This is a genomic window from Pseudarthrobacter sp. NPDC080039, assembly GCF_040702335.1.
Taxonomy (GTDB): Bacteria; Actinomycetota; Actinomycetes; order Actinomycetales; family Micrococcaceae; genus Arthrobacter; species Arthrobacter enclensis_A.
The window spans coordinates 19,548-43,300 of record NZ_JBFBKY010000019.1 but is presented as its reverse complement, the minus strand read 5'-3'; the positions used below and the strand labels follow the sequence as shown (position 1 = coordinate 43,300).

Annotated in this window: 24 protein-coding genes; 17 read left to right on the top strand and 7 right to left on the bottom strand. The window is 65.6% G+C overall.

Going from position 1 to position 23,753, the window contains the following annotated elements:
* Positions 1-35: 35 nt before the first annotated feature.
* From AB0313_RS17010 to AB0313_RS16980, 7 genes are all read left to right on the top strand, one after another.
* Entirely contained in the window at positions 36-1,475 is a 1,440-nt protein-coding gene (locus AB0313_RS17010) for an NAD-dependent succinate-semialdehyde dehydrogenase (RefSeq protein ID WP_366306976.1), read from the top strand.
* The gene (locus AB0313_RS17005; RefSeq protein WP_366306974.1) at positions 1,476-2,219 is read left to right on the top strand and encodes a sulfite exporter TauE/SafE family protein; all 744 of its coding nucleotides are present in this window, start codon (positions 1,476-1,478) and stop codon (positions 2,217-2,219) included. It abuts the gene before it with no gap.
* A 37-nt stretch (positions 2,220-2,256) separates the two neighbouring features.
* Positions 2,257-3,501, top strand: a complete 1,245-nt coding sequence (locus AB0313_RS17000) for an AGE family epimerase/isomerase (protein ID WP_366306972.1) — start codon at positions 2,257-2,259, stop codon at positions 3,499-3,501.
* Between the two features lie 186 nt (positions 3,502-3,687).
* The gene (locus tag AB0313_RS16995) at positions 3,688-4,929 is read left to right on the top strand and encodes an MFS transporter (RefSeq protein ID WP_141943291.1); all 1,242 of its coding nucleotides are present in this window, start codon (positions 3,688-3,690) and stop codon (positions 4,927-4,929) included.
* 154 nt (positions 4,930-5,083) lie between these two features.
* Positions 5,084-5,728 carry a protein tyrosine phosphatase gene (locus AB0313_RS16990; RefSeq protein ID WP_141943293.1) on the top strand — a complete coding sequence of 215 codons (645 nt, stop codon included), beginning with the start codon at positions 5,084-5,086 and terminating at the stop codon, positions 5,726-5,728.
* 103 nt (positions 5,729-5,831) lie between these two features.
* Positions 5,832-6,380, top strand: coding sequence for a sigma-70 family RNA polymerase sigma factor (locus AB0313_RS16985; RefSeq protein WP_366306969.1), 549 nt, complete (start codon positions 5,832-5,834; stop codon positions 6,378-6,380).
* Entirely contained in the window at positions 6,377-7,213 is an 837-nt protein-coding gene (locus tag AB0313_RS16980) for a hypothetical protein (protein ID WP_366306967.1), read from the top strand. The genes AB0313_RS16985 and AB0313_RS16980 overlap by 4 nt, the downstream gene beginning before the upstream one ends.
* A 129-nt stretch (positions 7,214-7,342) precedes the next feature.
* Here AB0313_RS16980 and AB0313_RS16975 read toward each other — a convergent pair whose 3' ends face one another.
* The gene (locus AB0313_RS16975) at positions 7,343-7,678 is read right to left on the bottom strand and encodes a cupin domain-containing protein (RefSeq protein WP_141943298.1); all 336 of its coding nucleotides are present in this window, start codon (positions 7,676-7,678) and stop codon (positions 7,343-7,345) included.
* Positions 7,679-7,768: 90 nt separating this feature from the next.
* Here AB0313_RS16975 and AB0313_RS16970 point away from each other — a divergent pair, with 90 nt between their 5' ends.
* Positions 7,769-9,001 (top strand): mechanosensitive ion channel domain-containing protein, encoded by a 1,233-nt coding sequence (locus AB0313_RS16970; RefSeq protein WP_366306965.1) that lies wholly within the window; start codon positions 7,769-7,771, stop codon positions 8,999-9,001.
* Between the two features lie 40 nt (positions 9,002-9,041).
* Positions 9,042-9,794 (top strand): metalloregulator ArsR/SmtB family transcription factor, encoded by a 753-nt coding sequence (locus AB0313_RS16965; protein ID WP_366306963.1) that lies wholly within the window; start codon positions 9,042-9,044, stop codon positions 9,792-9,794.
* Between the two features lie 79 nt (positions 9,795-9,873).
* On the opposite strand, the gene AB0313_RS16960 is transcribed toward AB0313_RS16965, so the two are convergent.
* The 5 genes from AB0313_RS16960 to AB0313_RS16940 all read right to left on the bottom strand — a co-directional run bounded on the left by AB0313_RS16960 (position 9,874) and on the right by AB0313_RS16940 (position 15,391).
* Positions 9,874-11,220 carry an alpha-L-fucosidase gene (locus AB0313_RS16960; protein WP_366306961.1) on the bottom strand — a complete coding sequence of 449 codons (1,347 nt, stop codon included), beginning with the start codon at positions 11,218-11,220 and terminating at the stop codon, positions 9,874-9,876.
* A gap of 57 nt (positions 11,221-11,277) precedes the next feature.
* Positions 11,278-12,177, bottom strand: coding sequence for a carbohydrate ABC transporter permease (locus AB0313_RS16955; protein ID WP_366306959.1), 900 nt, complete (start codon positions 12,175-12,177; stop codon positions 11,278-11,280).
* Positions 12,167-13,087 (bottom strand): sugar ABC transporter permease, encoded by a 921-nt coding sequence (locus AB0313_RS16950; RefSeq protein WP_277798180.1) that lies wholly within the window; start codon positions 13,085-13,087, stop codon positions 12,167-12,169. The genes AB0313_RS16955 and AB0313_RS16950 overlap by 11 nt, the downstream gene beginning before the upstream one ends.
* Positions 13,088-13,143: 56 nt before the next feature.
* Positions 13,144-14,397: a sugar ABC transporter substrate-binding protein gene (locus tag AB0313_RS16945; RefSeq protein ID WP_307311495.1), complete on the bottom strand. Its 1,254-nt coding sequence runs from the start codon at positions 14,395-14,397 to the stop codon at positions 13,144-13,146.
* A gap of 214 nt (positions 14,398-14,611) precedes the next feature.
* A complete protein-coding gene (locus tag AB0313_RS16940) occupies positions 14,612-15,391 on the bottom strand; it encodes an FCD domain-containing protein (protein ID WP_366306956.1) in 780 nt (259 codons plus the stop codon).
* A gap of 183 nt (positions 15,392-15,574) precedes the next feature.
* Here AB0313_RS16940 and AB0313_RS16935 point away from each other — a divergent pair, with 183 nt between their 5' ends.
* From AB0313_RS16935 to AB0313_RS16900, 8 genes are all read left to right on the top strand, one after another.
* Positions 15,575-16,960, top strand: a complete 1,386-nt coding sequence (locus AB0313_RS16935) for an L-fuconate dehydratase (RefSeq protein WP_366306954.1) — start codon at positions 15,575-15,577, stop codon at positions 16,958-16,960.
* Positions 16,957-17,385 carry an RbsD/FucU family protein gene (locus tag AB0313_RS16930; protein ID WP_141943312.1) on the top strand — a complete coding sequence of 143 codons (429 nt, stop codon included), beginning with the start codon at positions 16,957-16,959 and terminating at the stop codon, positions 17,383-17,385. The genes AB0313_RS16935 and AB0313_RS16930 overlap by 4 nt, the downstream gene beginning before the upstream one ends.
* On the top strand, positions 17,385-18,278 hold the full coding sequence (locus AB0313_RS16925; protein ID WP_366306952.1) for an amidohydrolase family protein: 894 nt from the start codon (positions 17,385-17,387) through the stop codon (positions 18,276-18,278). The genes AB0313_RS16930 and AB0313_RS16925 overlap by 1 nt, the downstream gene beginning before the upstream one ends.
* Before the next feature lie 2 nt (positions 18,279-18,280).
* Entirely contained in the window at positions 18,281-19,252 is a 972-nt protein-coding gene (locus AB0313_RS16920) for an aldo/keto reductase (protein ID WP_366306950.1), read from the top strand.
* A gap of 36 nt (positions 19,253-19,288) precedes the next feature.
* A complete protein-coding gene (locus AB0313_RS16915) occupies positions 19,289-20,134 on the top strand; it encodes a fumarylacetoacetate hydrolase family protein (RefSeq protein WP_366306948.1) in 846 nt (281 codons plus the stop codon).
* A gap of 26 nt (positions 20,135-20,160) precedes the next feature.
* A complete protein-coding gene (locus AB0313_RS16910) occupies positions 20,161-20,919 on the top strand; it encodes an SDR family oxidoreductase (protein ID WP_366306946.1) in 759 nt (252 codons plus the stop codon).
* Between the two features lie 57 nt (positions 20,920-20,976).
* Positions 20,977-22,272 (top strand): hemolysin family protein, encoded by a 1,296-nt coding sequence (locus tag AB0313_RS16905; RefSeq protein WP_307311474.1) that lies wholly within the window; start codon positions 20,977-20,979, stop codon positions 22,270-22,272.
* Between the two features lie 243 nt (positions 22,273-22,515).
* Positions 22,516-22,956 (top strand): hypothetical protein, encoded by a 441-nt coding sequence (locus tag AB0313_RS16900; RefSeq protein ID WP_307311471.1) that lies wholly within the window; start codon positions 22,516-22,518, stop codon positions 22,954-22,956.
* A 16-nt stretch (positions 22,957-22,972) separates the two neighbouring features.
* Here AB0313_RS16900 and AB0313_RS16895 read toward each other — a convergent pair whose 3' ends face one another.
* Positions 22,973-23,716, bottom strand: a complete 744-nt coding sequence (locus AB0313_RS16895; protein WP_307311469.1) for a dienelactone hydrolase family protein — start codon at positions 23,714-23,716, stop codon at positions 22,973-22,975.
* Between the last annotated feature and the right edge of the window lie 37 nt (positions 23,717-23,753).

Here is a 23,753-nt window from a genome sequence, read left to right as displayed (position 1 = left end):
GCGGTGCCATCCCAGCCCAACGAAAGGCAATATCCATGAACCTCAAATCAGCCAGGCACCTTGTCAACGGCTCCTGGCACACCGCCGGAACCGCCAGGGACGTGACTGATCCGGGCAACGGCAGCACCGTGGGCGAGGTGGCCTGGGGATCCGCCGGGGACGCCACCAAGGCCGCGGACGCCGCCGCCGAAGCCTTCGACGGCTGGTCCCGCACCACCGCCCGCCACCGCGCCGACCTGCTCCGCGCCGCAGCCGACCTCCTGGCCGAACGCCGCGATGAACTCGCCCATACCCTGGCGCTCGAAGCGGGCAAGCGGCTCCCCGAAGCGCAGGGCGAAGTGGACTTCTCGGTGGAGTACTTCCGCTGGTTCGCCGACGAAGCCCGCCGCGCCACCGGCACCATCAGCCCGCCCGAACTGCAGGGCCGGCGCCACCTCAGCAGCCGCAAGCCGATCGGCGTGGCCCTCAGCCTCACACCGTGGAATTTCCCTGTCTCCATCCAGGCCCGGAAGCTCGCAGCGATGCTCGCCGCCGGCTGCACCGTGGTGGGCAGGGTGTCCGAGAAGGCCCCGCTTGCCGCCACCGGACTGTTCGAAGTCCTGCACGACGCAGGCTTCCCCGCAGGCGTGGTCAACCTGGTCCACGGCCCCTCCCGCGAGATCACCGGCGCCTTGATGTCCCACCCCGCGGTTCGCGCCGTCAGCTTCACCGGGTCCACCGGAGTGGGCCGCCAGATCATGGCATCCGCGTCGGAACGCGTGGTCCGGCCCCTGCTGGAGCTGGGCGGCAACGCCCCGTTCATCGTCTTCGAGGACGCCGACCTGGACGCCGCGGTCGAAGGTGCCATCCTGGGCCGGCTCCGCAACACCGGCCAGTCCTGCGTGGCCGCCAACCGCTTCCTGGTCCAGGACAGCATCGCGGAAGAGTTCGCGCAGAAGCTCGGCGCCCGGTTTGATGCCATGAGCATCGGCCACGGAGTTCCCGACGGCGGCGCACCGGTCCCGGACCTCGGTCCCGTCATCGACGCCGACAGGGTGTCCGCGGTCCAGGCGCTGGTGGACGATGCCCTGGAGCGCGGCGCCCGCCGGGTCACCGAGCGGACTTCCGTGCCCGGCGAAGGTGCCTTTATGGCACCCACTCTGCTGGCCGACGTCCCCGACGACGCTCTCCTGGTGACCGAGGAAGTCTTTGGCCCGGCGGCCGGCGTCGTGACCTTCTCCTCGGAGGAAGAAGCCGTCCGGAAGGCAAACGCCACCGAGATGGGCCTGGCTGCGTACGTCTGGAGCAGCAACCCGAAGCGTGGCTGGGAGATTCCGGAGCGGCTTGAGGCCGGCATCGTGGGCGTGAACGACCCGCTGCCCTCCGTTGCCTTCGCCCCGATGGGCGGCGCCAAGCAATCAGGCTTGGGCCGGGAAGGATCAAGCCTGGGCCTCGAAGAATTCGAGGAGGTCCAGTACGTGGCCTGGAGGCCCTAAGTGCTGACCACCGGGCTGGTATTGGCCGCCGTCGTCATGGGTGCCGGAATGCAGCGCGTCACCGGGATGGGATTCGCGCTGGTCGCAGCCCCTTTCCTGGTCCTGCTCCTGGGCCCGGTGGAAGGCGTGGCGCTGGTGAACGTGTGCGGCGCGGTGACGGCGGGGGCCATCATCGTCCGGGTGGTGAAGGACATCGATTGGAAGCGCTACGCAGCCCTTGCGGCCTCGGCACTGCTGGGCATCATTCCGGCAGCCATCCTGATCCGGCTCATTCCGGCACCTGTCCTGGAGATCTCCATCGGGGTGATCCTCGCGATGGGACTGACGGTCCTGCTGGTCCTTAAGTCCGCCACACTGCCCCAGCGGCGCCGCTACCTGTTGACCGCCGGCGGCCTCAGCGGCTTCATGAATACGGCGGCAGGCGTGGGCGGTCCGGCGGTCAGCATGTACTCCATCGCCACCCGGTGGCAGCACAAGTCCTTCGCGGCCACCATGCAGCCGTACTTCTTCACCATCGGAACGTTCTCGCTGATCTCGAAGGCCATCACGGCTCCCGCGACCTTCCCCGTGCTGCCCTTGGCGATGTGGCTCGCCGTCGCCGTCGCCTGCCTGGCCGGCCTGGTCCTGGGCGACCTCGCCTCCAAGCACGTCCCGGCCCGGGCAGCACAGATTCTCCTGATCATCCTGGCCTACCTGGGGGCGGCAGCCACCATCATCCGCGGCATCTCCGACGCCGTTGCCTGACCCGACATTTCACCTGCACCTTAGAGAGGAACTAAACATGACGTGGCTCGACAGTGCGGCCCATGCACGATGGCTTGAAGCGGAAACGGACCGATTGATCCGTTTCGCCGAGGCTTCCAAAGTCCCCACCGGCTTCGGCTGGCTGGACAACTACGGCAAGGTGTTCGCCGACAAACCAACCCACTTGTGGATCACCGCGCGGATGACCCACAGTTTTGCCGTCGCCGCCCTGATGGGACGGCCCGGTGCTGCCACCCTCGTGGACCACGGCATCGCGGCGCTCAATGGGGTCCTCCACGACGACGAGTTCGGCGGCTGGTATGCCGAGGTGGACGCCAACGGCCCGGTAAATGACACCAAGTCCGGCTACCAGCACTCCTTCGTGCTCCTCGCTGCTGCCAGCGCGGTCGCTGCAGGCCGCCCGGGCGCCCGGGAACTGCTCGACGAAGCACTGCGGATAGCGGACACGAAGTTCTGGGACCACCAGGCCAACATGTGCTTCGACTCCTGGAACCGGGACTTCACCGAGACCGAGGCATACCGCGGCGGCAACGCGAGCATGCACTCGGTGGAGGCCTACCTGATTGTCGCCGACGTGACCGGGGAGAACCGCTGGATCGAACGGGCGCTGCACATCGCCGAGGTGCTCATCCACCACTTTGCGCGTAACAACAACTACCGCGTATTTGAGCACTTCAACCCCGAGTGGAACCCCATGCCGGAGTACAACACCGATGACCGGGCCAGCCAGTTCCGGGCCTACGGCGGAACCCCGGGCCACTGGGTGGAGTGGGCACGACTGCTCCTGCACCTCCGCGCCGGGCTCGAAGCCCGCGGCCTGGACGTCCCCGCGTGGCTGCTGGAGGACGCGCGTGGCCTGTTCGACGCCGCCATCCGCGACGCGTGGGAACCGGACGGCCATCCGGGATTCGTGTACACCGTGGACTGGGAAGGCAAGCCGGTGGTCACAACCCGCATCCGCTGGGTTCCCGCCGAGGCGATCGGAGGCGCGGCGGCCCTCTACATCGCCACCGGAGAGAAGAAGTATGCGGACTGGTACGAGCGGATCTGGGACCACGCCCGGGACTGGTTCATCGACTACGAGCACGGGTCCTGGAAGCAGGAACTCGACGAGAACGGAAATGTCAGCTCCACCGTATGGTCGGGCAAAGCCGATATCTACCACCTGTGGCACTGCCTGGTGGTACCCCGCCTTCCGCTGGCGCCCGGGCTGGCCCCGGCAGTGGCGGCAGGCCTGCTGGACGCACGGATCAACGCCTAACAAAGGACAGCGGTGGCCGCCGGTGGCGGGAATCGGCGGGCATCGAAACTGCACGACAGCAGGGCGGTCGGGGAAGGACGTGTCACGTCTGTGACACGTCCTTCCATCCGGTAGATTTAAGGGAGGAATTGCAGGCGAGCAGAGCCGCAATCCATCCCCCCTTTCCCTTGAATGGATCACTCCGCCATGTCTTCCGCGATCCCAGCGCCGGAACCTGCCCGCTTTCCCTACGCCGCCATGGCGGTCCTTGCCACCATTGCGTTCACCGCCATCACCACAGAGCTCCTCCCATCCGGGCTGCTGCCCCAGATCAGCACCGGTCTGGGCGTCTCCGAGCCGGTAGCCGGCTACCTTGCCGCCGCCTACGCCGCCGTCATTGTGGTCACAGTGGTTCCCGCGGCGCGGCTGCTGGGGAAAATTCCGCGGCATGCCCTGCTGGTGGGACTGGTACTGACCTTCGCGCTCAGCAATGCGATGGTGGGCCTGGCACCGGACTTTACCGCGGCCATGGTTGCCCGGCTGGTGGGCGGCCTGGCGCACGGCCTGCTCTGGACCACCATGGCGCCGTTCGTTTCCCGGGTGGTACCGGCGGACAAAGTGGGCAAAGCCCTGGCGATCGTCTTCAGCGGCAACAGTCTTGGCCTGGCCATCGGCGCGCCCGTGGGAACGGCCCTGGGCGGTTTCCTTGGCTGGCGTTCGGCATTCCTGGTGCTCGCAGGATTCGGTGTGGTCCTGACGGTCCTGGCGTTCTGGCTGCTCCCCCGCGTCAAGCGGATCAGCGACGCCGCCCGCCCCTCCCTCCGCAAGGCAGTCGGCCAGCCGGGCGTGAAATCGGTGGCCGTTGCCTGGCCGCTGCTGGTCCTGGCCCACTTTGCCCTGTTCACCTACATCGCTCCGTTCATCCGTGAGGCGAACCTGCCGGATTACGCCACCAGCCTCTCGCTCACGGTGCTGGGTGGTTCCGGCCTGCTGGGCATCTGGGTTGCCGGGCTCACCGTGGATTCGCGCCCCCGCCGTTCGCTGCTGCTCACGACGGCGGCCATCGCCGCATCGATGTTCCTGTTGCCTTTCGCAGTGGGGAACCTCGTCGTGGCTTTGGTGCTCATGACCGTCTGGGGAGCCGGCCTGGGTGCCATCGGCATCTACAACCAGTCGGCAATCCTCCGCGCGGGCGGCGAATACAGCGAGGCAGCCAACGGACTCACGGTCCTGACCATCCAGCTGGGCATCACCGTTGGCGCCCTGTACGGTTCTGCGGCACTGGTGGTGGGCGGCCCGCTGCTGGTTCCGGCCGCGGCAGCCATTCCGGTGGTGGCGGCGTTTGTCATCACCCTTGCCGGGAAAAGGTACGCATACCCACCCGGCCCGCGCGAGCGGATCTGGCTGGAACCCCGCCCTGTTGCGGACAAGGTCAAGGACGCGGCCTGACCCGATCCTCCCCCGGCCAAGGGACCAACGTGACAAATTAGTCAAAAGAGTCCCACAAAGCCGTAACCTCCATGACCTGTCGTTCGATCCATTAAGTGCGGGGGTATCCCGCGAAGTTGATCGCAATCATTGAAATTCGTCAACGGAGGGTCTCATGTCGTTCTTCACGTTTTCAGGCAACAAACTGGCCATGACTGTGCTGGCTGCCGGTGCCCTGGCAGTCGGGGGCACGGGTGTGGCAGCCATGGCCGAATCATTGCCCGACGGTCCGACGGTTGTGGCAGGCACGGAGTCGCCGTCGCCTGCCCCCACCGAAACCGAATCATCGTCGCCCAGCCCCACGGCGACGGAAACCGAATCCCCCGACCCCACTTCCACGGAAACCGAAGCTCCGGAGCCGGCGCCCACCGAGACGGAAACCGAAGCTCCGGACCCGGCGCCCACCGAGACTGCTGATCCTGCGCCGACGTCGACCGCTGCGGGGCCCGACGCCACCGGACCTGCAGCATTCGGCCTGTGCACCGCTTTTGCCAATGGCGGCCTGGGCACATCCTCCACCGCCTACACCGCGCTGGTCCGGGCTGCGGGCAGCGAGGACGGCGTCGGCTCCTACTGCGCAACGGTCACCGGTCCCACGGGCCAGGCCGACAACGGCAGTGCGGGCCCCGCAGCGCCGGAGCAACACCAGGCGCAACAGCAGCAGGTAAAGGAGCAGGGCCAGGAAACAGGCGCCGCCAACGGAGGCGCGGAGCACCAGTCCAACCCCGGAACCAGGCACTCCGGCGGCGGCCAGCGGTAACCTGCCGCGACGTTCAGCGGCCGCTCCGGGAGCAGTAAACCACGACGGAGCGGCCGCCCATTCCAAGGAGATCCCGCAAGGGGAACCTGCCGCAGGGGGGCGGATGGAGAGGGTCAAGGACGAAGCCCCGGCGCCCGAACAGCCGGACGAGGGCCTGTTTTGTGACATCTACCGGGAATTCTCACCTTCCGTGCTGAGCTACCTGCGTTCCCGGAACGTGGAGGATCCTGAGGGGCTCACCCAGGAGGTCTTCCTGGCGCTGTACCCTCAACTGGGAAAACTGTGCGGGGGGATGAAGGGGGCAAGGTCCCTCCTCTTTTCGATTGCCCACGCCCGGTACGTGGACGAGCACCGCCGCCGCCTCAAGGCACCAGCCACCACGGACTACAACCCTGATGCCGACCCCCGCTGCAGCGACTCCGCGGAGGACCAGCTTCTGGCAGTTGAAGGGGCATCCAATGTCAGGCAACTGCTTGAAACACTCCAACCTGACCAGCAGGAAGTCATCGCCTTAAGGGTTGTGGCCGACCTCTCCGTGGAAACGACAGCCGAAATCATGGGCAAGACTCCCGGCGCAATCAAGCAGCTGCAGCACCGGGCCCTCTGCCGGCTCCGGAAGCTGCGCCCGTATTTGAAGGAAGACCGGTCATGACGAGCAGGAACAGACGCACCACCGGGATCCGGCCGGATGACGAACATGCCGTGGACGAACTCCTGGCCGATGCCGGCTTCCCTGACGATGCCGGGCTGCGGCAGGTGCTGCTGCAGCTGAGGACCCTTCGGGTTCCTGACGTCCCGCCGCCCTGCGCCGAACTCCTTGCCCTCATGGGGACGCCTGCAACAGCAGGCATCATTCCCCTGGACCAGGCAAGGACACCGCACAAACCTGGAACGGAGCGCAGCAGGCCGCGCGCGGTCCTCACGGCCCTCGCTGTGGCCGCGTCGCTTGGCGTGGCAGGCACCGCGGCGGCTGGGAACGAAACCATCCGCCGAGGTGCGGAGGGAACCATCAGCACTATCGTCCGGTCACTGACCCCACAAGGTCCCGCGGCACCGCCGATCCGTGACCCTGCGACCCAAGCCCCGCCGACGCCTCCCCCGACTGGCGCCGGTGCACCAGGCCCTGGTGCCGCCGTCGTGCCTTCCCCGGCCAGTGGACCGCATTCGGTCCCTTCGCCGCCAGTGGTGCCACACCCCGAACTGGGACAGGTACCGACGGGCGGGGACCCCGGCGCGGCGGAAGGCCAGGGGGCACCGGCGGCCTTTCCGGAGAGTCCGGGCGGGGGAACCAATGCTGCGCGCGGGCCGGCGGAGCAGGGGGGAAAGGATGCCGCCGGGCAACCCGGGGGTGTCGCAGCAGGAGTTGATGCACCCGGCGCCATCAGGCAGGAACAGCCGGGCGAGGCCACGCCCACCAGGCGCCCGGACACCCAAACCACCGATGCCCCGCGTCCCACACCAACCAAGCAGGACCCGCAGCGCTGAGGGACCCCACTGAGGGACCCGCACTGACAGGCCGCACTGGGAAGCCCGCCGCGACGGGCGCTGCTGCGGGACCGACGGCGGCTGCCGGACTTCCGCTGGGGGAAGCCCGGCAGCCGTGCCCTGGTGGCGTCAGTCGCGGTACTTGGCCACCGTAAACAGGAAGGTGGAGTCTTCTTCGGCGTGAAGGCTGTGCAGTCCGGGCGGGACAATCAGCAGGTCCCCGGTTTTGCCCTGCCATGAGTCACCGCCTGCCTTGAGGCTGACGCAGCCCTGGATCACGAACACCGTGGCGTCGCCGGGGTTCTGGTGCTCGCTCAGCTGGGTTCCGGCCTTCATGGCCATGACGGTCTGCCGGAGGATCTTTTCGTGGCCGCCGTACACGGTGTCTGCAGCGCGGCCGTTGGTGGAGGTGACAGCCGCCTCGAGCTGCTGACGGGCCAGCGCGTCGATCGATATCTTCTGCATGCGCCCAAGGCTACCCGGGTTCCTTCCGCATCGGGCCAGTTTCCTGCCCCGATTTCGGAGGGGCGCCCCAGGCTTGATACAGCTTAAAGAATGCTCAAGCTCCTGAACCCCGCCCTGCCTTTCATCGCCATGGCCCTGGCGGTGGTGGCCGGATTGGCATTGTCCTGGCTGCTGCGCAAGACCGTGCTGAAGCTGAACCGGAAGCGCCCGGAACTGCAGGCCACGTCCCGGGTGGCCCGCCAGCCGTTGCGGCTGGCACTGTGCCTGGTAGGCGTCCGCATTGCGCTGGGGCTGACGGCGGGAAGCGAAAGCTGGCATGCCGGCGTCGACCATCTACTGCTGATCGCCCTCATCGGCGCGGTGGCCTGGCTTGCCATCGCGGTGCTGCTCATCGTGGAGGCGGTGGTGCTTAACCGGCACAGCGTTGACGTTGCCGATAACCGCCGGGCGCGGCGGCTGCGCACGCAGATGATCCTGGCTCGCCGGATCGCCGTGGCACTGGTGGTGGTGCTCGCGGTCGGCACTGCGATGCTGACATTCCCCGCCATCCAGGCGCTCGGCGCCGGGCTCCTGGCGTCCGCGGGCGTGATTTCCATCGTGGCCGGGCTCGCCGCACAGACATCCCTGGTCAATGTCTTCGCCGGCATGCAGCTTGCGTTCACCGATGCCATCCGCGTGGATGACGTGGTGGTGGTCCAGAAGGAGTGGGGCCGGATCGAGGAGATCACGCTTACCTACGTGGTGGTGCATCTCTGGGACGACCGCCGGCTGATCCTGCCGTCCACGCATTTCACCACCACGCCCTTCGAAAACTGGACCCGGCGCCAGTCCGAGGTGATGGGCACCGTGGAGTTCGATCTCGACTGGCGCGCCCCGGTGGAGGACATGCGCACCGAGCTGCGCCGGGTCCTGGCCGGAACCGAACTGTGGGATGAGCGCGTGGGCGTCCTGCAGATCACCGATGCCACCGGCGGCTTCGTCCGGATCCGGATCCTGGTCAGTGCCGCTGACAGCGCTGCCCTCTTCGACCTACGCTGCCTGGTCCGCGAAACCATGGTCACGTTCCTGCAGAAGAACCACCCCGAAGCCCTGCCGCACCAGCGCTGGGAACACACGCACGACGCCGGCACGGCCAGCCAGCGCAAGGCACCGCTGCGCCGGCCGGGTGCGTCCGGGTCCGGTGCGTCGCCGGCCCCCGCGGACCCGCATGAATCGCAACTGTTCACCGGCTCCATCGAGGCTGTGGAACGCTCCCGCGCCTTCACTGGTCCCGGCGAAGAGGTATTCGAGGAGCGGGACCGGAACCTGGCTTCGCGGAACTAAACCCTTGATAGGTGACCATTTAGTCACCTATCATGGGTGCATGGACGACGTGTTCAAGGCACTCTCCGACCCCACCCGCAGGGACCTGCTCGACGAGCTCTTCGGCGAGGACGGCCAGACCCTGAGCGCGCTTGAAGCACGGTTCACCATGTCCCGGTTCGGGATCGCAAAGCACCTCCGCATCCTGGAGGACGCGGGCCTGGTGGTCACCCGCCGGAGGGGCCGGGAAAAGCTGCACTTCCTGAACCCCGTCCCCATCCGGCTGGTCCACGACCGCTGGGTCAGCAAATACGCAGAACCATGGGCCGCTGCCCTCAGCGACCTCAAATCCAGATTGGAAAGTCCCATGGAAAAGATCTTCGAAATTTACATCAAGACCACGCCCGAACAGCTCTGGGAAGCCATCACGGACAGCGACATCCGCAGCAAGTACCAGTTCGGCAACACCCTCGAGGCCGACTGGTCCCCCGGCGGAAAGTTCGTCATGGGCAACCCGAAGGCGGGTGCGGCCCTGGGCGAGGGCGAGAACCTGGAAGTGGATCCGCCGCGCAGGCTGGTCCAGACCATGCGGGCGCTGTGGGGCGACGACGTCAAGGCCGAGGGCACGTCAAAAATCACTTGGGAGATCGAGCCGGTAGGCGATTCCTGCCACCTCACGGTCACCCACAGCGACCTGCGTGAAGGCGCCAATGAGCAGCTCTACGGCGGCTGGCCGATGATCCTCTCCGGCCTGAAGACCTGGCTGGAGACCGGCGAAAAGCTCACTACGCCCGGCTCGCTGATGTACACGTAAGCGGCGGATCTTGAGCTGAGGCACCACGACGGCGGCCCCCTTGGTGGGTCAGCCGCCGCCGTCGACGTTACTTCCGGGACTACGCCTTGGGGACGCGGATGATGGCAGGGCCGGGCCGGTCAGGCAACAGGGTGACATTGAGCCCGTCCCCGGTCGCCTCGACCGTTCCGCCGGCACCTTCCGCTACCGCCTGTGACAATGAGAACCTGCCCGCGTCCAGCTTGATGGCAGCTTCCGTTCCCCCGCCCGGCGAGTCAACGAAAGCCACGGCCTCCGTTCCGCGGTCCACCCAGCGGATCCAGGGGTCCTCGCTGCTTGCCGCCATTCCATCCTGGAGCGGACGGGCCCCCACAAGGTACTGCTTGGCAGTGGCCATCCACTCGCCGAGACCTGTCAGGGCCTGGCGCTGGATCTCAGGGAGGGTCCCGTCGGCCCGGGGACCCACGTTCAAAAGAAAATGGCCGCCGCGGGACACCACGTCTGTGAGGTGGCGGGCCAACTGCCGGCCGGTCAACGACTGCTCCGGACCTTCCACCTGGTTGTAGCCGAAGGAGAATCCGATTCCCCTGCAGTTCTCCCACTCGGATTCGGACTCGTTCTCCCTGGCGGCTTCGTATTCGCTGGTGGCGTAGTCCTTGTGGGTGGCGCCCCAACGGTCGTTCACCACGCCCTGCGGATTGATCGAGTAGAAGTGCTCGAACAGCGCGCCGAGGCCGTGCTCGCCAAAGTGCTTGCCGGCGTCGGGCCATTCGATGTCGTTCCACAGGACGTCCGGCTGGTACTTATCCACCAGGTCCACCACGTGGTTGTAGGCGTACTCGGCGTAGCCGGCGTCCTTGGGGCGGGACGTGTCGTGGACGCTTTCGCTGGTGACGTGCGGCGGGAAGGGACGTACGTGCCAGTCGAGGCCGCCGGAATAGTACAGCCCCAGCTTCAGGCCCTTGTCGTCCACAGCGCGGGCGATTTCGCCGATCAGGTCCCTGCGCGGTCCGCGGTGGACCGTGTTCCGTTCCCCTGTTCCCGGAGCGTCCCAGAGCGCAATGCCGTCATGGTGCTTCGTGGTGGGCACCACGTAGTCGGCACCCGCGAATTTGAACAGCTCAGCCCAGTCCGCCGGATCGAACTGTTCTGCTTTCCATTGGTCCAGGAAGGCGTCGTAGTCCTCTCCTCCGAAGACCTCCCGGTGGTGCTGCTGGGCAGGGCTGCCGTCAATGCGGATGGTGTTGTAGTACCACTCCGCGTAGGGGTTGTGGGTAAACCACTCGTGGTCCTCTATGGTGCCCAGCGCGCCGATGGGTTCGGCCCAGGCGGGAACGGAGTAGGCGCCCCAGTGGATGAAGATGCCGAACGGCGCGTTCTGGAACCACTCCGGCACGGGACGGGACAACTTGTTCCAGTCTTCAGGCGTGGCTGTGCTGTCAGTCATGCTGCACTCCAATTTCAGATAGGTGATTTTGGCAATTTTTGTGGTTCAGGGTGGGGCTCACCGGCCGCCGAATCCGCCCATGCTGACGCCTTTGACCAGTTGGCGCTGCAGGAGGATGACGACCAACAGGCTGGGGATCACGGCTACGGTTGCTGCGGCCATCAGTGGCCCCCAGTCCGTTCCGCGTTCACCGGAGAACATGGACAAGCCGAGCGGAATCGTCGCCTGCGAGACGTCATTGATGACGATCAGGGGCCACAGGAAGCTGCTCCAGTAATCGATGAAGCTGAACACAGCCACCACCGCGAGCGGTGCGCGGACCAGTGGCAGGATGACGCTCCAGAGGATCCGGAGGGACCCCGCACCGTCTATCCGCGCGGCTTCTTCGAATTCGACCGGGAGGGAAAGCAGGAACTGCCGGATGAGGAACGCACCGAACGCACCGAATGCGAACGGAACGATCAGCGCCGGAAGGGAATTCACCAGGTCCAGCTTGTTCATCATGATGTAGAGCGGGATGACCAGGACCTCCTGCGGCAGCACCAGGGTGCCCAGGAAGACAAGGAACAGTTTGTCGCGGTGCTTGAACTGCAGCCGCGCAAAGGCATATGCGGACAGCAGCGACACGACGGTGGTCAGGACTGCTCCGGCAATGGACACCAGGAAGCTGTTGGCGATCACCTGTGCGAACGGTATGGCGGTCCAGGCGGTGACATAGTTGGACCATTCCACGCGGGAAGCCAGGAAGTTCGAACCCGTGGAGAAGACCTCGGAAGTCGGCTTCAGGGAAGTGGCCACCATCCAGAGGAACGGAAAGAAGAAGATGAGCCCTGCAAGGATGATGCCTGCCCTGCTGATGTAGGTACCGGGCCTCTTCTTCCTGCGGCGCGCAGGGGGTTGGCGCTTCAGGGCGCCGGTGTTCGGGGTGGCGCCCTTGGCCATGGTTTCAGTTGTCATAGTTGACCAGCCTCTTCTGCTGGGAGAACTGCAGTGCGGTGATAAGCATGACGATCACAAACAGCGCCCAGGCCAGCGCTGATGCGTAGCCGAGCTTGTCGAAGGAAAATCCGTTGCGGTACAGGTAGAGCACTATGGTGTTGGTGGATTCACCGGGGCCGCCCAATGTGAGCAGGTACGGCTGGGTGAAGACTTTGAAGGATCCGATGATGGTCATCACCGTGCAGAAGAAGAGCGACGGCGAGAGCATCGGCAGCACCACGCGGAAGAACCGTTGCCACGCCCCGGCTCCGTCAATGCGGGCTGCTTCCAGCAGGTTTGGTGAAATCCCGTTGAGCCCCGCGCCGAGGACGATGATGTTGTAGCCGATTCCCTGCCACAGGGACATGGCGATCAGCGAGCCCATGGCCAACTGGCTGTTGCTGAGCCAGGACGGTCCGTGGATGCCGAAAGTGGCCAGGAAGCTGTTGACGACGCCGTCATCGGTGAGCATGAGCCGCCATACCAGCGCGTTGGCCACCATCGGCGTGACAACCGGGATGAAGAACAGGACGCGGAAGAACGGGCCCCAGCTCCCCAGGTTGTGCAGCCACGTCGATACCGCAAGTGCCAGGACAAGGTTCAGCACGGTGTAGGAAACAGCGAAGAACAGCGTGTTGCCCAGGACCGTCCAAAAGACCGGGTCACCGGTCAGCATGCGGGTGTAGTTCTCCAGTCCGACGAACTTGGGTGTACCGAACAGGGGCCAGTCGAACAGGCTGATCACCAGGGAGGCGACGAGCGGAACCACGATGAAGATGAGGAACCCCAGCATGCCGGGGGCAAGGTACACAGCGGCGAGCTTCCCGTGGCCGGTGACCCTGGCCGGCTTCTTTGCGTTCTTTACTGCGAGCGTCGGTAAAGCAGTCATCTTTGACCTATTCCTTGGGCGGGGCAGGCTCCAGGCTGGAGCCCGCCCCCGGAGGATTACTTGGCTGAGTTGGCGATGGTGGAGAGGATGTCCTGGGCTGACTTGGTGCCGCGGAACCCGTCGCCGGAGTACTGCGTGAAGTTCGTTTCCACCTGGTTCCAGGTGGGTGTCGTCACCAGGGGGCGCCCGGACTTCAGCAGCGCTTCGACCACGGCGACGTCGGCCGCCGGCTTGTTACCGGCCCAGTCCTTGATCGCGGACTCCACGGACGGCACCGTTCCGCGGGCGGCCCCGACGGCTCCAACCACCTCAGGCGTCGTGATCTTCATGATGTTCTTGAAGGCCGTTTCCTTGTCCTTGCAGGACGCCGCGATGGCGAAGGCGGAGCCTTGGATCATCCCGATGCCCTGCCCCGAGGTCGAAGGAATGACGGCGATGCCCACCTTGCCCTGCGTCTTCGTGGTCAGTGTGTCGTACATCCAGGGGCCGTCGATGATCATGGCCGCCTTGCCGCTCATGAACTGCTGCTCCGGGACATCGCTGCCGTCCGATGCCTGGGGAGCAGTGGCCACCTTTTCCTTGGCGGCCAGGTCAAAAGCGAACTGCTGGTCCTGCACCAGACCTTGGTTGGTCAGGTCCAGCTTCCCGTCCTTGACCGGTTCGTTGCCGTTGGCAAAAGCCAGGGGCAGCCCCGGGCCGGCGCCGAAGCCCGGCGGCACGGCCAAGCCCGTAACGCCGCCCTTCGTCAGTGCCTTCAGGTCCGATGTGAACTGGGCGGTGGTGTAATTGAGCGTTGGCTCCTTCACTCCTGCTGCGGACAGGAGGTCTTTGTTGTAGTAGAGAACTACCGGCTCGGCGTCGTACGGGATGCCGCGGAGGCTTCCGTCCACCGTCAAGCCATCAATCATCGCCTTGTTGTACATGGACACGTCCACGTTGTTGCTCTTGACCATGTCGTCAAGCGGCACCGTCAGGTCCTTGAGTTCCTGGGCGCGGGCTGCCTGCGTGGTGATGATGCACGGCGCACCGGAGCTGGACAACCGCGTCTTCACTTTTGTCCAGTAGTCGTTGAAGCTGGGGCCCTCGAGGGTGAGGTTGAACGCGGGGTCTTTCTTCTTTGCCGCGTCCACGAAGGCCTGCCATTGTGCCCGGTCATTTTCATTACTGATCCATGTGTACATCGATGAGGCTTCCTTGCCCCCGTCCGACGATGAACCTGCGCTTGAACCGCAGGCGCTGAGGGTGCCCGCTGCGAGGGCTGCCACCGCTGCCGCTGTCAGCAGGCGGCCGGTAACGCGGTTGTTCGACACGATGATGTCCTTTCATATCTGGGGACAAGGGTTGCCCGGCGACGTCCTCGTGGCCTGCCTGGTGTGATTTCCGCAACCCCCGTTCCAACAGAATGACCCCGGTCATCTCAGTAAGTCAAGGAATCATCTGATCTTTGTTGGATAATTTGATCCAAAGCGACAGAGAGGGCAGTATTTCAGGGTTTTTTTGAGAACAAGATCAGACGAATGATGTCTAAGGCATGCTTCCCTGGTCACCGGGGACCGCGTCCGCATCCCCCACCTGCCCCTCCAGGTCCGGTTCGGGGATGGCCGTTACATAGTCCTCCACGGCGTACAGGTGGTTTGCCATCCGCGTCCGGGCGCGGTCCACATCATGCCGGCGCAGCGCTTCCAGGATGCCGAGGTGTTCGCGGTGCGTGGCCAGCAGGCCCTCGTTGTCATGGATCGACCGCCACATCCGTCCCCGGATTGTGTTGGTGGACACGGTCTCGATCAACGCGGACAGCACGTGGTTGGCGGACGCCTCGGCGATCAACCGGTGGAACTCCACGTCGCACTGCATCGCCGCGTCATGCTGGACGGGTGCCGCGTGGATCGCGGAGTGGGCGCGCTCCAGGATGCGTTCCGCCTGATCCAGCTGGTCCTTCCCGATGCAGATGGCCGCGGCGGCAGCCGCCTCGGTCTCCAACGCCCTGCGGACGGTATGTACCTGGTTTGCCCGCTCACCGTCCTGAAGTCCCACCCAGAATTCCATCGCAGACAGGAGTGCCGATGGTTCCAGGCGGGTTACGAAGGTTCCGGCACCTTGCCTGGTTTCCAGGATGCCCATCGTAGAGAGTGCACGCACACCCTCCCGGAGTGAGCCGCGCGATACCTGCAGCTCTGCCGCCAGGTCCTTCTCGATTGGCAGCCGGTCCCCCGGCCGGAGCCGGCGGGAGGACAACATCCGCTTCACGCCCGTGATCACCACATCGGTCTGGGACATCGAACCATTGGGTGCGCCGCTCGTCATCGCTACCGCCCTTCGTTGTGTTTCGTCAGCAGGTTTCCGCTACAGAAATCACTTTCATCTGATCTATTGCTTGGAAAATCCAGCCTGCTCTTATATTCTCATCAAATACTTCCAAATACATCAGATGATGCTCGCACCGTTGCTGGAGCGTCATCTTCTTAGCCTGAATCTGGAGGGCTCACCATGCCACACATCACCGGTTTTGACGTGTTTGACGTGCGGTTTCCCACCTCGTTGTCCGCGGACGGCTCAGATGCAATGAACAAGGACGGGGACTATTCTGCCGCCTACATAGTGTTGAGGACGGACGACCCTGCCGTTTACGGCTGCGGGTTCACCTTCACCATCGGCCGCGGCAATGAGGTCTGCGCGGCGGCAATTGAGTTGCGGGCGCGCCCCCTGTTGGGACAGGACGCCGACCGTATCTGCCGGAACCTTGGGGAGACGTACCGGGAAATGAAGCTCGACACCCAGCTGCGCTGGCTCGGGCCGGACAAGGGGGTGGAGCACCTCGCCCTCGGTGCCGTGATGAACGCAGTGTGGGACCTCGCAGCGCGGAGCGCGGGCAAGCCCTTGTGGCGGCTCCTGGTGGACATGAGCCCGGAGCAAATTGTCGACGCTGCCGACCTGACCTATCTCTCGGATGCCCTGACGCGGGACGAGGCGCTGGGCTTGTTGGCACGCCTTGCGCCGGGCCGGGAAGAACGCATCCGGCAGCTGTCACAAACCGGTTACCCGTGCTACACCACATCCGCGGGCTGGCTGGGGTACTCCGACGAGAAACTCCGCCGGCTTTGCCAGGAGGCGGTGGACCAGGGATACCGCCACATCAAGCTGAAAGTGGGCGGGTCCCTGGAGGACGACATCCGCCGCCTCGGCATCGCACGTGATGTCATCGGCCCTGACGGCAACCTCATGATCGACGCGAACCAGGTATGGGATGTCCCGCAGGCCATCGACTGGGTCAAGCAGCTTTCCGAGTTCAATCCGCTGTGGATCGAGGAACCCACCAGCCCTGACGATATCCTCGGCCACGCTGAAATCCGGCGGGCGGTCCAGCCCATCGGAGTCGCCACCGGCGAGCACGGCATGAACCGGGTCCTCTTCAAGCAACTTTTCCAGGCGGGAGCCATCGACTACTGCCAGTTGGATGCCTGCCGGCTCGCCAGCGTCAACGAAGTACTGGCCGTTCAGCTGATGGCCGCGAAATTCGGTATCCCGGTTTGTCCCCATGCGGGCGGGGTGGGGCTGTGCGAGCTGGTCCAGCACCTTTCCATCTTCGACTTCATCGCCGTCTCGGGCGACCTGGCCGGACGCGTCACAGAGTTCGTTGATCACCTGCACGAACACTTCGTGGACCCCTGCATCGTCAGGGACGGCGCCTATGCCATGCCGGCAAATCCGGGATACTCAGCCGAGCTCAAGGAGCAGACGCTGCAGGAATACGCCTTTCCCTACGGCAGCTACTGGGCAGGAACCGGCTCCGGCAGGGCAGAACAGGCATGGCGGGCCAGTAACCCGCCGGGCCGCGTTGCCTTCGCCAGCGCACGGCTGGAGGCCCAGGCATGATCAACTACACCCTCACCCACCCGGGGCTCCTGGCAGCCCTCGCCGAGTCCGGCCACGGCTCAAAAATCCTCATCGCCGACGCCAACTACCCGCACAATACCGGGGCACCTGCCTCCGCGCGGCGCATCGCGCTGAACCTCCGGCCCGGGCTGTTGACCATCGACCAAATCCTTGAAGTACTGGTGGATGCCGTCCCCCTTGAGGCAGCAGCGGTGATGACACCCCCGGACGGCAACTGGACGGAGGCCGTCAAAGGCTACGAACGCACCCTTGGCACGAACGTTTCCATCGAATCCCATCAGCGCTTTGAGTTTTATGATGCCGCGCGCTCAGCCGATGTCGCCGTCGTCATTGCCAGTGGCGATACGCGGCACTATGCGAACCTCCTGCTGACCATCGGGGTCCGGCCCGACGGCACGTCGTGATGGGAACGCCTTCATTGCGGGTGGTTGATTCGCACGTCCACATCTGGGATCCCGCGGCGCTCGACTACACCTGGCTTGCGGATGCACCTACCCTGAACAAGCCGTTCCTGCCGGAACACCTCCCGCACAGCGGGGCAAACACCCGCGGGGCCGTTTTTGTCCAGGCTGACTGCCGTGATGACCAGGCCCTGAAGGAAGTGGACTGGGTGTCCAGCCTCCACGCAGTCTGGCCGCAGCTGGCGGGGATTGTGGCTTTCGCCCCCATCAGCCACGGTGACACTGTAGCGGAGGATCTGGACCAGCTGCTGGAACGCCCCCTGGTACGGGGCATCAGGCAGCTGTTCCAGGACCGGGACGAATCATTCATGCTGGACCGGACAACACTGGCGGGTGCACGGCAGGTTGCCCGGGCAGGCCTGGTTTTCGACGCGTGCATCCGCTCCTGGCAGCTGCCGGCCCTGGCGGAATTCGCGGACGGCGTTCCAGACCTGCCCATCGTGCTGGACCATATGGGCAAGCCGCCTATAGCCAGTGGGGACCTCACAGTGTGGCGCACCGGGATGCGGGAACTGGCGAGGCGCCCCAACGTCGTCGTCAAACTTTCAGGGGCCGGCGCTGAGGCGGACCCGAACCGGCCCCTGGCGCCGCAGGCGCTGCCCGTCATCCAGGAAACCCTTCAGCTTTTTGGGGCGGCACGCTGCATGGTCGGCAGCGATTTCCCCGTCTCCCTGACAAGCCCGGCCGACTACCAGGCCTGGATCACTCTGGTGGAACGGTCGCTGGCGGGGGCGTCCGACGGCGAGCGCGGCGGCGTTGCACACGGAACGGCCACCCGGGTCTACCAACTCGGGGAAGACCCTGAACAAACAGCCACGAACCAGGAACAGGACTGACAATGCAAGCAGAAACCCGCACCATCCCTGGCACGGGCGTGCAGCTTCCGGTGCTCGGCTTCGGCGGAGCGCCCATCGGTAACCTTTACCGGCAGGTTCCGGAGCAGGAAGCGCTCGACGCCGTCACTGCGGCCTGGGAGGGCGGCGTCCGGTACTTCGATACCGCGCCGCACTACGGGCTGGGCCTGTCGGAACGCCGCCTGGGCGCCGCGCTGGCCGGGCAGGACCGCGGCAGTTACCTCCTGAGCACCAAAGTCGGACGGCTCCTGCGGCCCAGCCCGTCACCGCGGGGCAAGGACACCGAGGGCTTCGACGTCCCGGATGACCTCCACCGGGTCCGTGACTACTCCCGCGACGGAGTGTTGCGCTCCATCGAGGAAAGCCTGGAGCGGCTGGGCACCGACCGGATCGACATCGTCTACATCCATGACCCCGACGACTACTGGACCGAGGCTGTTGAAGGCGCCGCCCCCACACTGTCAGCGTTGCGCGACGAAGGCGTGATCGGAGCCTGGGGCGCGGGCATGAACCAGTCCGAAATGCTCCACCGGTTCGTCACCGAAACAGACATTGACGTGGTCATGCTCGCGGGGAGGTACACACTCCTGGAGCAGGGCGCGGCGCAACACCTGCTCCCCGCGTGCGTGGAACGCGGCGTCGGCGTGGTCAACGTGGGGGTCTTCAACTCCGGGCTCCTGTCCAAGGAACGGCCGGCAGGCAACGCCACCTACAATTACGCACCGGCGCCGCAGGAACTGCTGGCCAAAGCCAACCTGCTGGCGGACATCTGCGAGTCGCACGGAACCACGCTTCCGGCTGCCGCCCTCCACTACCCGTACCAGCACCAGGCCGTGACGAGCGTGGTCCTGGGCATGCGGACGCCGGCGCAGGTGAAGCAAAACCTGGACCTGGCCTCGCAGTCCGTCCCTGACCAGCTGTGGGCTGACCTCCGGGACCGCGGTCTGATCAGCTGACCCCACGCACCCCTCAACTAAGAAAAGAAGAAACGAATGCAATTTGCACGCATAGGTGCTCTGGGCAAGGAAGTCCCCGCCCTGCTGCACGACAAGAAGTACTACTCCCTGGAACAGATAGCGAAGGACATCGACGCGGACTTTTGGGAATCCGACGGGCCTGGACGGGCGGCAGCAGCACTCGCCGCCGGGGAACTGGCCGAACTGCCGTCCGAGGGGATCCGGATCGGCGCTCCGATCGCCAGGCCGTCCTCCGTCATCTGCGTTGGGATGAACTATGCAGCCCACGCCGCCGAATCAGGTTCTGCTCCCCCTTCCGTGCCCATCATCTTCCATAAGGCGCCCAATACGGTGGGCGGCCCGTTCGATCCCGTAGCCATTCCGCGCGGTTCCACCAAGACCGACTGGGAAGTGGAACTGGGCGTGGTCATCGGCCGGCGTGCCTCCTACCTGGAGTCCCCCGCGCAGGCCCGGGACTACATCGCCGGCTTCGTTACCGTCAACGACCTCTCAGAACGCACTTTCCAGCTCGAAGTGTCTGGCGGCCAGTGGTCCAAGGGCAAGAGCTGCGCCGGCTTTTGCCCCACGGGCCCGTACCTCGCCACCCCCGACGAGGTGGATGCCGGGAACTTGCGGCTGCGCAGCTGGGTCAACGGCGAAACCCGCCAAGATTCCTCCACCCGCGACCTGATCTTCGGCGTGGAGCAGATCATCTACGACCTCAGCCAGTTCCTGGTCCTGGAACCGGGGGACCTGGTCTGCACCGGCACCCCGGAAGGAGTGGCCCTGTCAGGACGGTTCCCCTACCTGAAGAACGGCGACGTGGTGGAAATTGAAGTGGAAGGACTGGGCCGGCAACGGCAGGAATTCGTCCAGGGCTAAGCCCGAACAAGCGGAAGGAACAAACAATGGAGTTTGCCGGAATCAAGGCAATCGTTACGGGTGGGGCCTCGGGGATTGGGGCCGCGACAGCGGCACTGCTCCAGGAGCGCGGGGCCGACGTCGCCGTCCTGGACCTCAACCCCGACCAGGCGCCGGCGGGAGTAAAAGCCGTCCACTGCGACGTCTCCGACGACGCTTCCGTTCGCCAGGCCATCGATGAGGCTGCACAGCAACTGGGCGGAATCGACGTCGTGGTCAACAACGCCGGCGTAGGTGCCCAGGGCACCATCGAGGCAAATGACGACGACGAGTGGCACCGGGTGTTCGACATCAACGTACTGGGAATGGTTCGGGTCTCAAGGGCTGCCCTGCCCTACCTGCGCCGCTCGAGCCACGCAGCAATAGTCAACACGTGCTCGGTGGCGGCCACCGCCGGACTGCCCCAGCGCGCACTGTACAGCGCAACCAAGGGTGCGGTGTTGTCGCTCACCCTGGCCATGGCAGCCGACCACCTGCAGGAAGGCATCAGGGTCAACTGCGTGAATCCAGGGACTTCCGACACTCCCTGGATCAGCCGGCTCCTCGCCACCGCACCGGATCCAGCGGCCGAGCGGGCGGCGCTGGAGGCACGCCAGCCGCACGGCCGGCTTGTCTCGCCGGAAGAAGTTGCGGCAGCGGTGGTTTACCTTGCCAGTCCGCTCTCCGGGTCAACCACCGGGGTGGACCTGGCAGTGGACGGCGGGATGCAGGCTCTTCGGCTCCGCCCCCGGACTGCCGCCTCCTGACGCTTCCTAAGGCGGGCGGCAGGGGCCAATCGATCCGCAGGTCGGTAGTGTTTTGTCATGGACAGCGGCACCTTGGTCAATATTGCGTTGGTTCTCGGTTTCGTGCTGCTGGGCGGGGTGTTCGCGGGGGCGGAGATGGCCCTGGTCTCCCTGCGGGAAAGCCAGGTCCGCCGCATCGAGAGGTCGGGCGAGACCGGCGCCCGCACTGCCGCCCTGGCGCGGAACCCCAACCGGTTCCTCTCCACGGTCCAGATCGGAGTGACCCTGTCCGGGTTCTTCTCGGCGGCCTATGGCGCCTCGGCGATCGCGCCCGACGTCGTGCCCTTCCTGGAAAGCATTGGGCTGGGTGCTGCCGCCGCGCCCGTGGCCTTCATTGGCATGACCCTGCTGGTGGCGTACCTGTCCCTGGTTCTGGGCGAACTGGCGCCCAAGAGGCTGGCGCTGCAGCGGCCGGTCGCCTTCACCCGGCTCCTGGCTCCGCCGCTGATCGCCCTTTCACGGGCCATGCGGCCGGTCATCTGGCTGCTGTCAGTGTCAACGGACGCCGTAGTGAGGCTCCTGGGCGGTGATCCGCGCGCCAAACGGGAGGGCATCAGCTCGGAGGAGCTCTGGGACATGGTGGCAGAGAACGAGTTGCTCGAAGAGAGCAGCCGGCACATCCTGGCTGATGTGTTCGGCGCCGGGGACCGGACTTTGCAGGAAGTGATGCGCCCACGCACGGAGGTGACGTTCATCGACAGTGCCATGACCATCGCCGACGCCCGGAGGATGGTCAGGGACGGTCCGTATTCGCGGTTCCCCGTGATTGGGAGGAGCCCGGACGATGTCCTGGGCTTCGTGCATATCCGCGACCTGATGCCCCGCGACGAGCTGCAGGACCAGCAGCCTGTGGGGAGCATCGCCCGGGACATCATGCCGCTGCCTGGAACCAACCGGGTGCTGCCGTCGCTGTCCCGGATGCGCAAGGCCAACCAGCACATCGCCCTGGTGGTGGACGAGTACGGGGGCACGGACGGCGTGGTCACACTCGAGGACCTGGTGGAGGAACTGGTGGGCGAGATCTACGACGAGTACGACACCGGAGCCGAGCACGAGGACCGCGTCACCACGGCCAACGGAAGCATCGTGGTCGACGGCGGCCTGATCCTGCAGGAGTTCAGGGCAGCCTCCGGAATCGCCCTGCCGGAGGGCCATTACGAAACTGTGGCGGGCTTCATGATGGACCGGTTGGGGCGGCTCCCTTCTGCCGGAGACAAGGTCCAGGTTCCCGGCTACCTCCTGACGGTCCTCAGCATGGACAGGCTGCGGATCGCCCGCATCCGGGTCACTCCTGTTGGCGGGGAACCCGGCTGAGGGCTGGCAAGTACGACGGCGGGACGCGCCTTCCGCCGAAAGGCTCCGTTTACGAAACGCGTCGCCGTTTTGATTCCTCCTCCGTCCTCCCGTCAGGGACCTATGGCCCTAGAGGCAGCACCCCCCAGCGGCCACAGTTAAGGGGCGGCTGGCCGAAGGGGCCAGGAGGGGCTGGGGGCTGTTTCCGCTGCACGAATCGGGGCACAGGGCACGTGCTCCCTTACCCCGGCAGGACACATCGCTATGTTCATCAAACGCACGGCCCTCATCGGCGCAGCCTTGGCCCTTGGCGCTGCAGCCTTCGCGGCCCCCGCCCAGGCCGCCAGCAGCAACGGCGCAGACGTCACCAAGTTCAACGACTGCCAGAGCGGGGACTTGTACAGCTCCTGCCGCACGGGCATGGCTGTCAGCCACCAGGTTTCGACCCCCAGCGGTATCCAGTCCAACTCGAGCTCGAGCAACTACACAGACACATTGACCACGACGAACGGCGGAACTCTCCTAAACACCATTCACACCCAAACGCACTCCCACATCCTGGTCCGCGACGGGCAGGTTGTGGAGTCGGGCCAGCACTACCGGGAGCAGACCACGGACGGCACCCGGCAGTGCTGGGAACGGGAGGACTCCCACCGGACCGGGACCAAAGTCCAGTACGACCGTGAGGCGCACTACTGTCCGTGAGTGGGGGCCGCCGCTCCTAGGCCGCGAGGCTCCGTTCCAGGAATGCGAGCGTCCGGGTCCAGGAATCGGCGGCGGCGTCCGCGTTGTAGGTGTACTTGTTGGTGTCGTTGAAGAAGGCGTGGCCGGCGCCGGGATACACCACGGCTTCGAAGTCCACCCCGGCTTTGCGCACCTGCGACTTCAGCCCGGGCAGCTCCTCCATGAGCGCCGTGTCCTGCTCGCCGTAGAAGGCCAGCACCGGGCAGCTGATGGCGCGCAGTTCGGAATCCTTGAACTCGGCGTGGCCGTAGAAGGGAACAGCGGCGCGCAGCCGGGGTTCGGCAACGGCCAGGGAGAACGTGTAGGTCCCGCCCAGGCAGAAACCAGTCGCGGCCACCCGGCCCGCCAGCCCGGGCACGCCTTCCAGGTGGTCGAAGCAAGCGTGAAGGGCGGCCACGGCGTGCTTGGCGTACTCAGGGGAACGAATGGGCGCCATATGCTTCCGCAGGCGTGGCTGGGCGGTGCTGCGCTGTTCGGGATCGAACGCCGCCACCTGCAACTCACCTGACAGGTCGGCGGTGCCACCGGCTCCGGACAGCAGGTCCGGAGCCACCGCCAGGTAGCCTTCCGCAGCGAAGCGGTCCGCCACATCCCTGGTGTGGCCCACCAGGCCCCACACTTCATGGACCACCACCAGCCCGCCTTTGGGCGTTCCGGCCGGTTCGCTGACGTACGCCTGGACGGAGGTTTTAGCGTTGCCAAGAGTCATCATGTTTCCCATGGGGCCAGCATGGCACGCTCCCCCGGGCCTTCCTAGG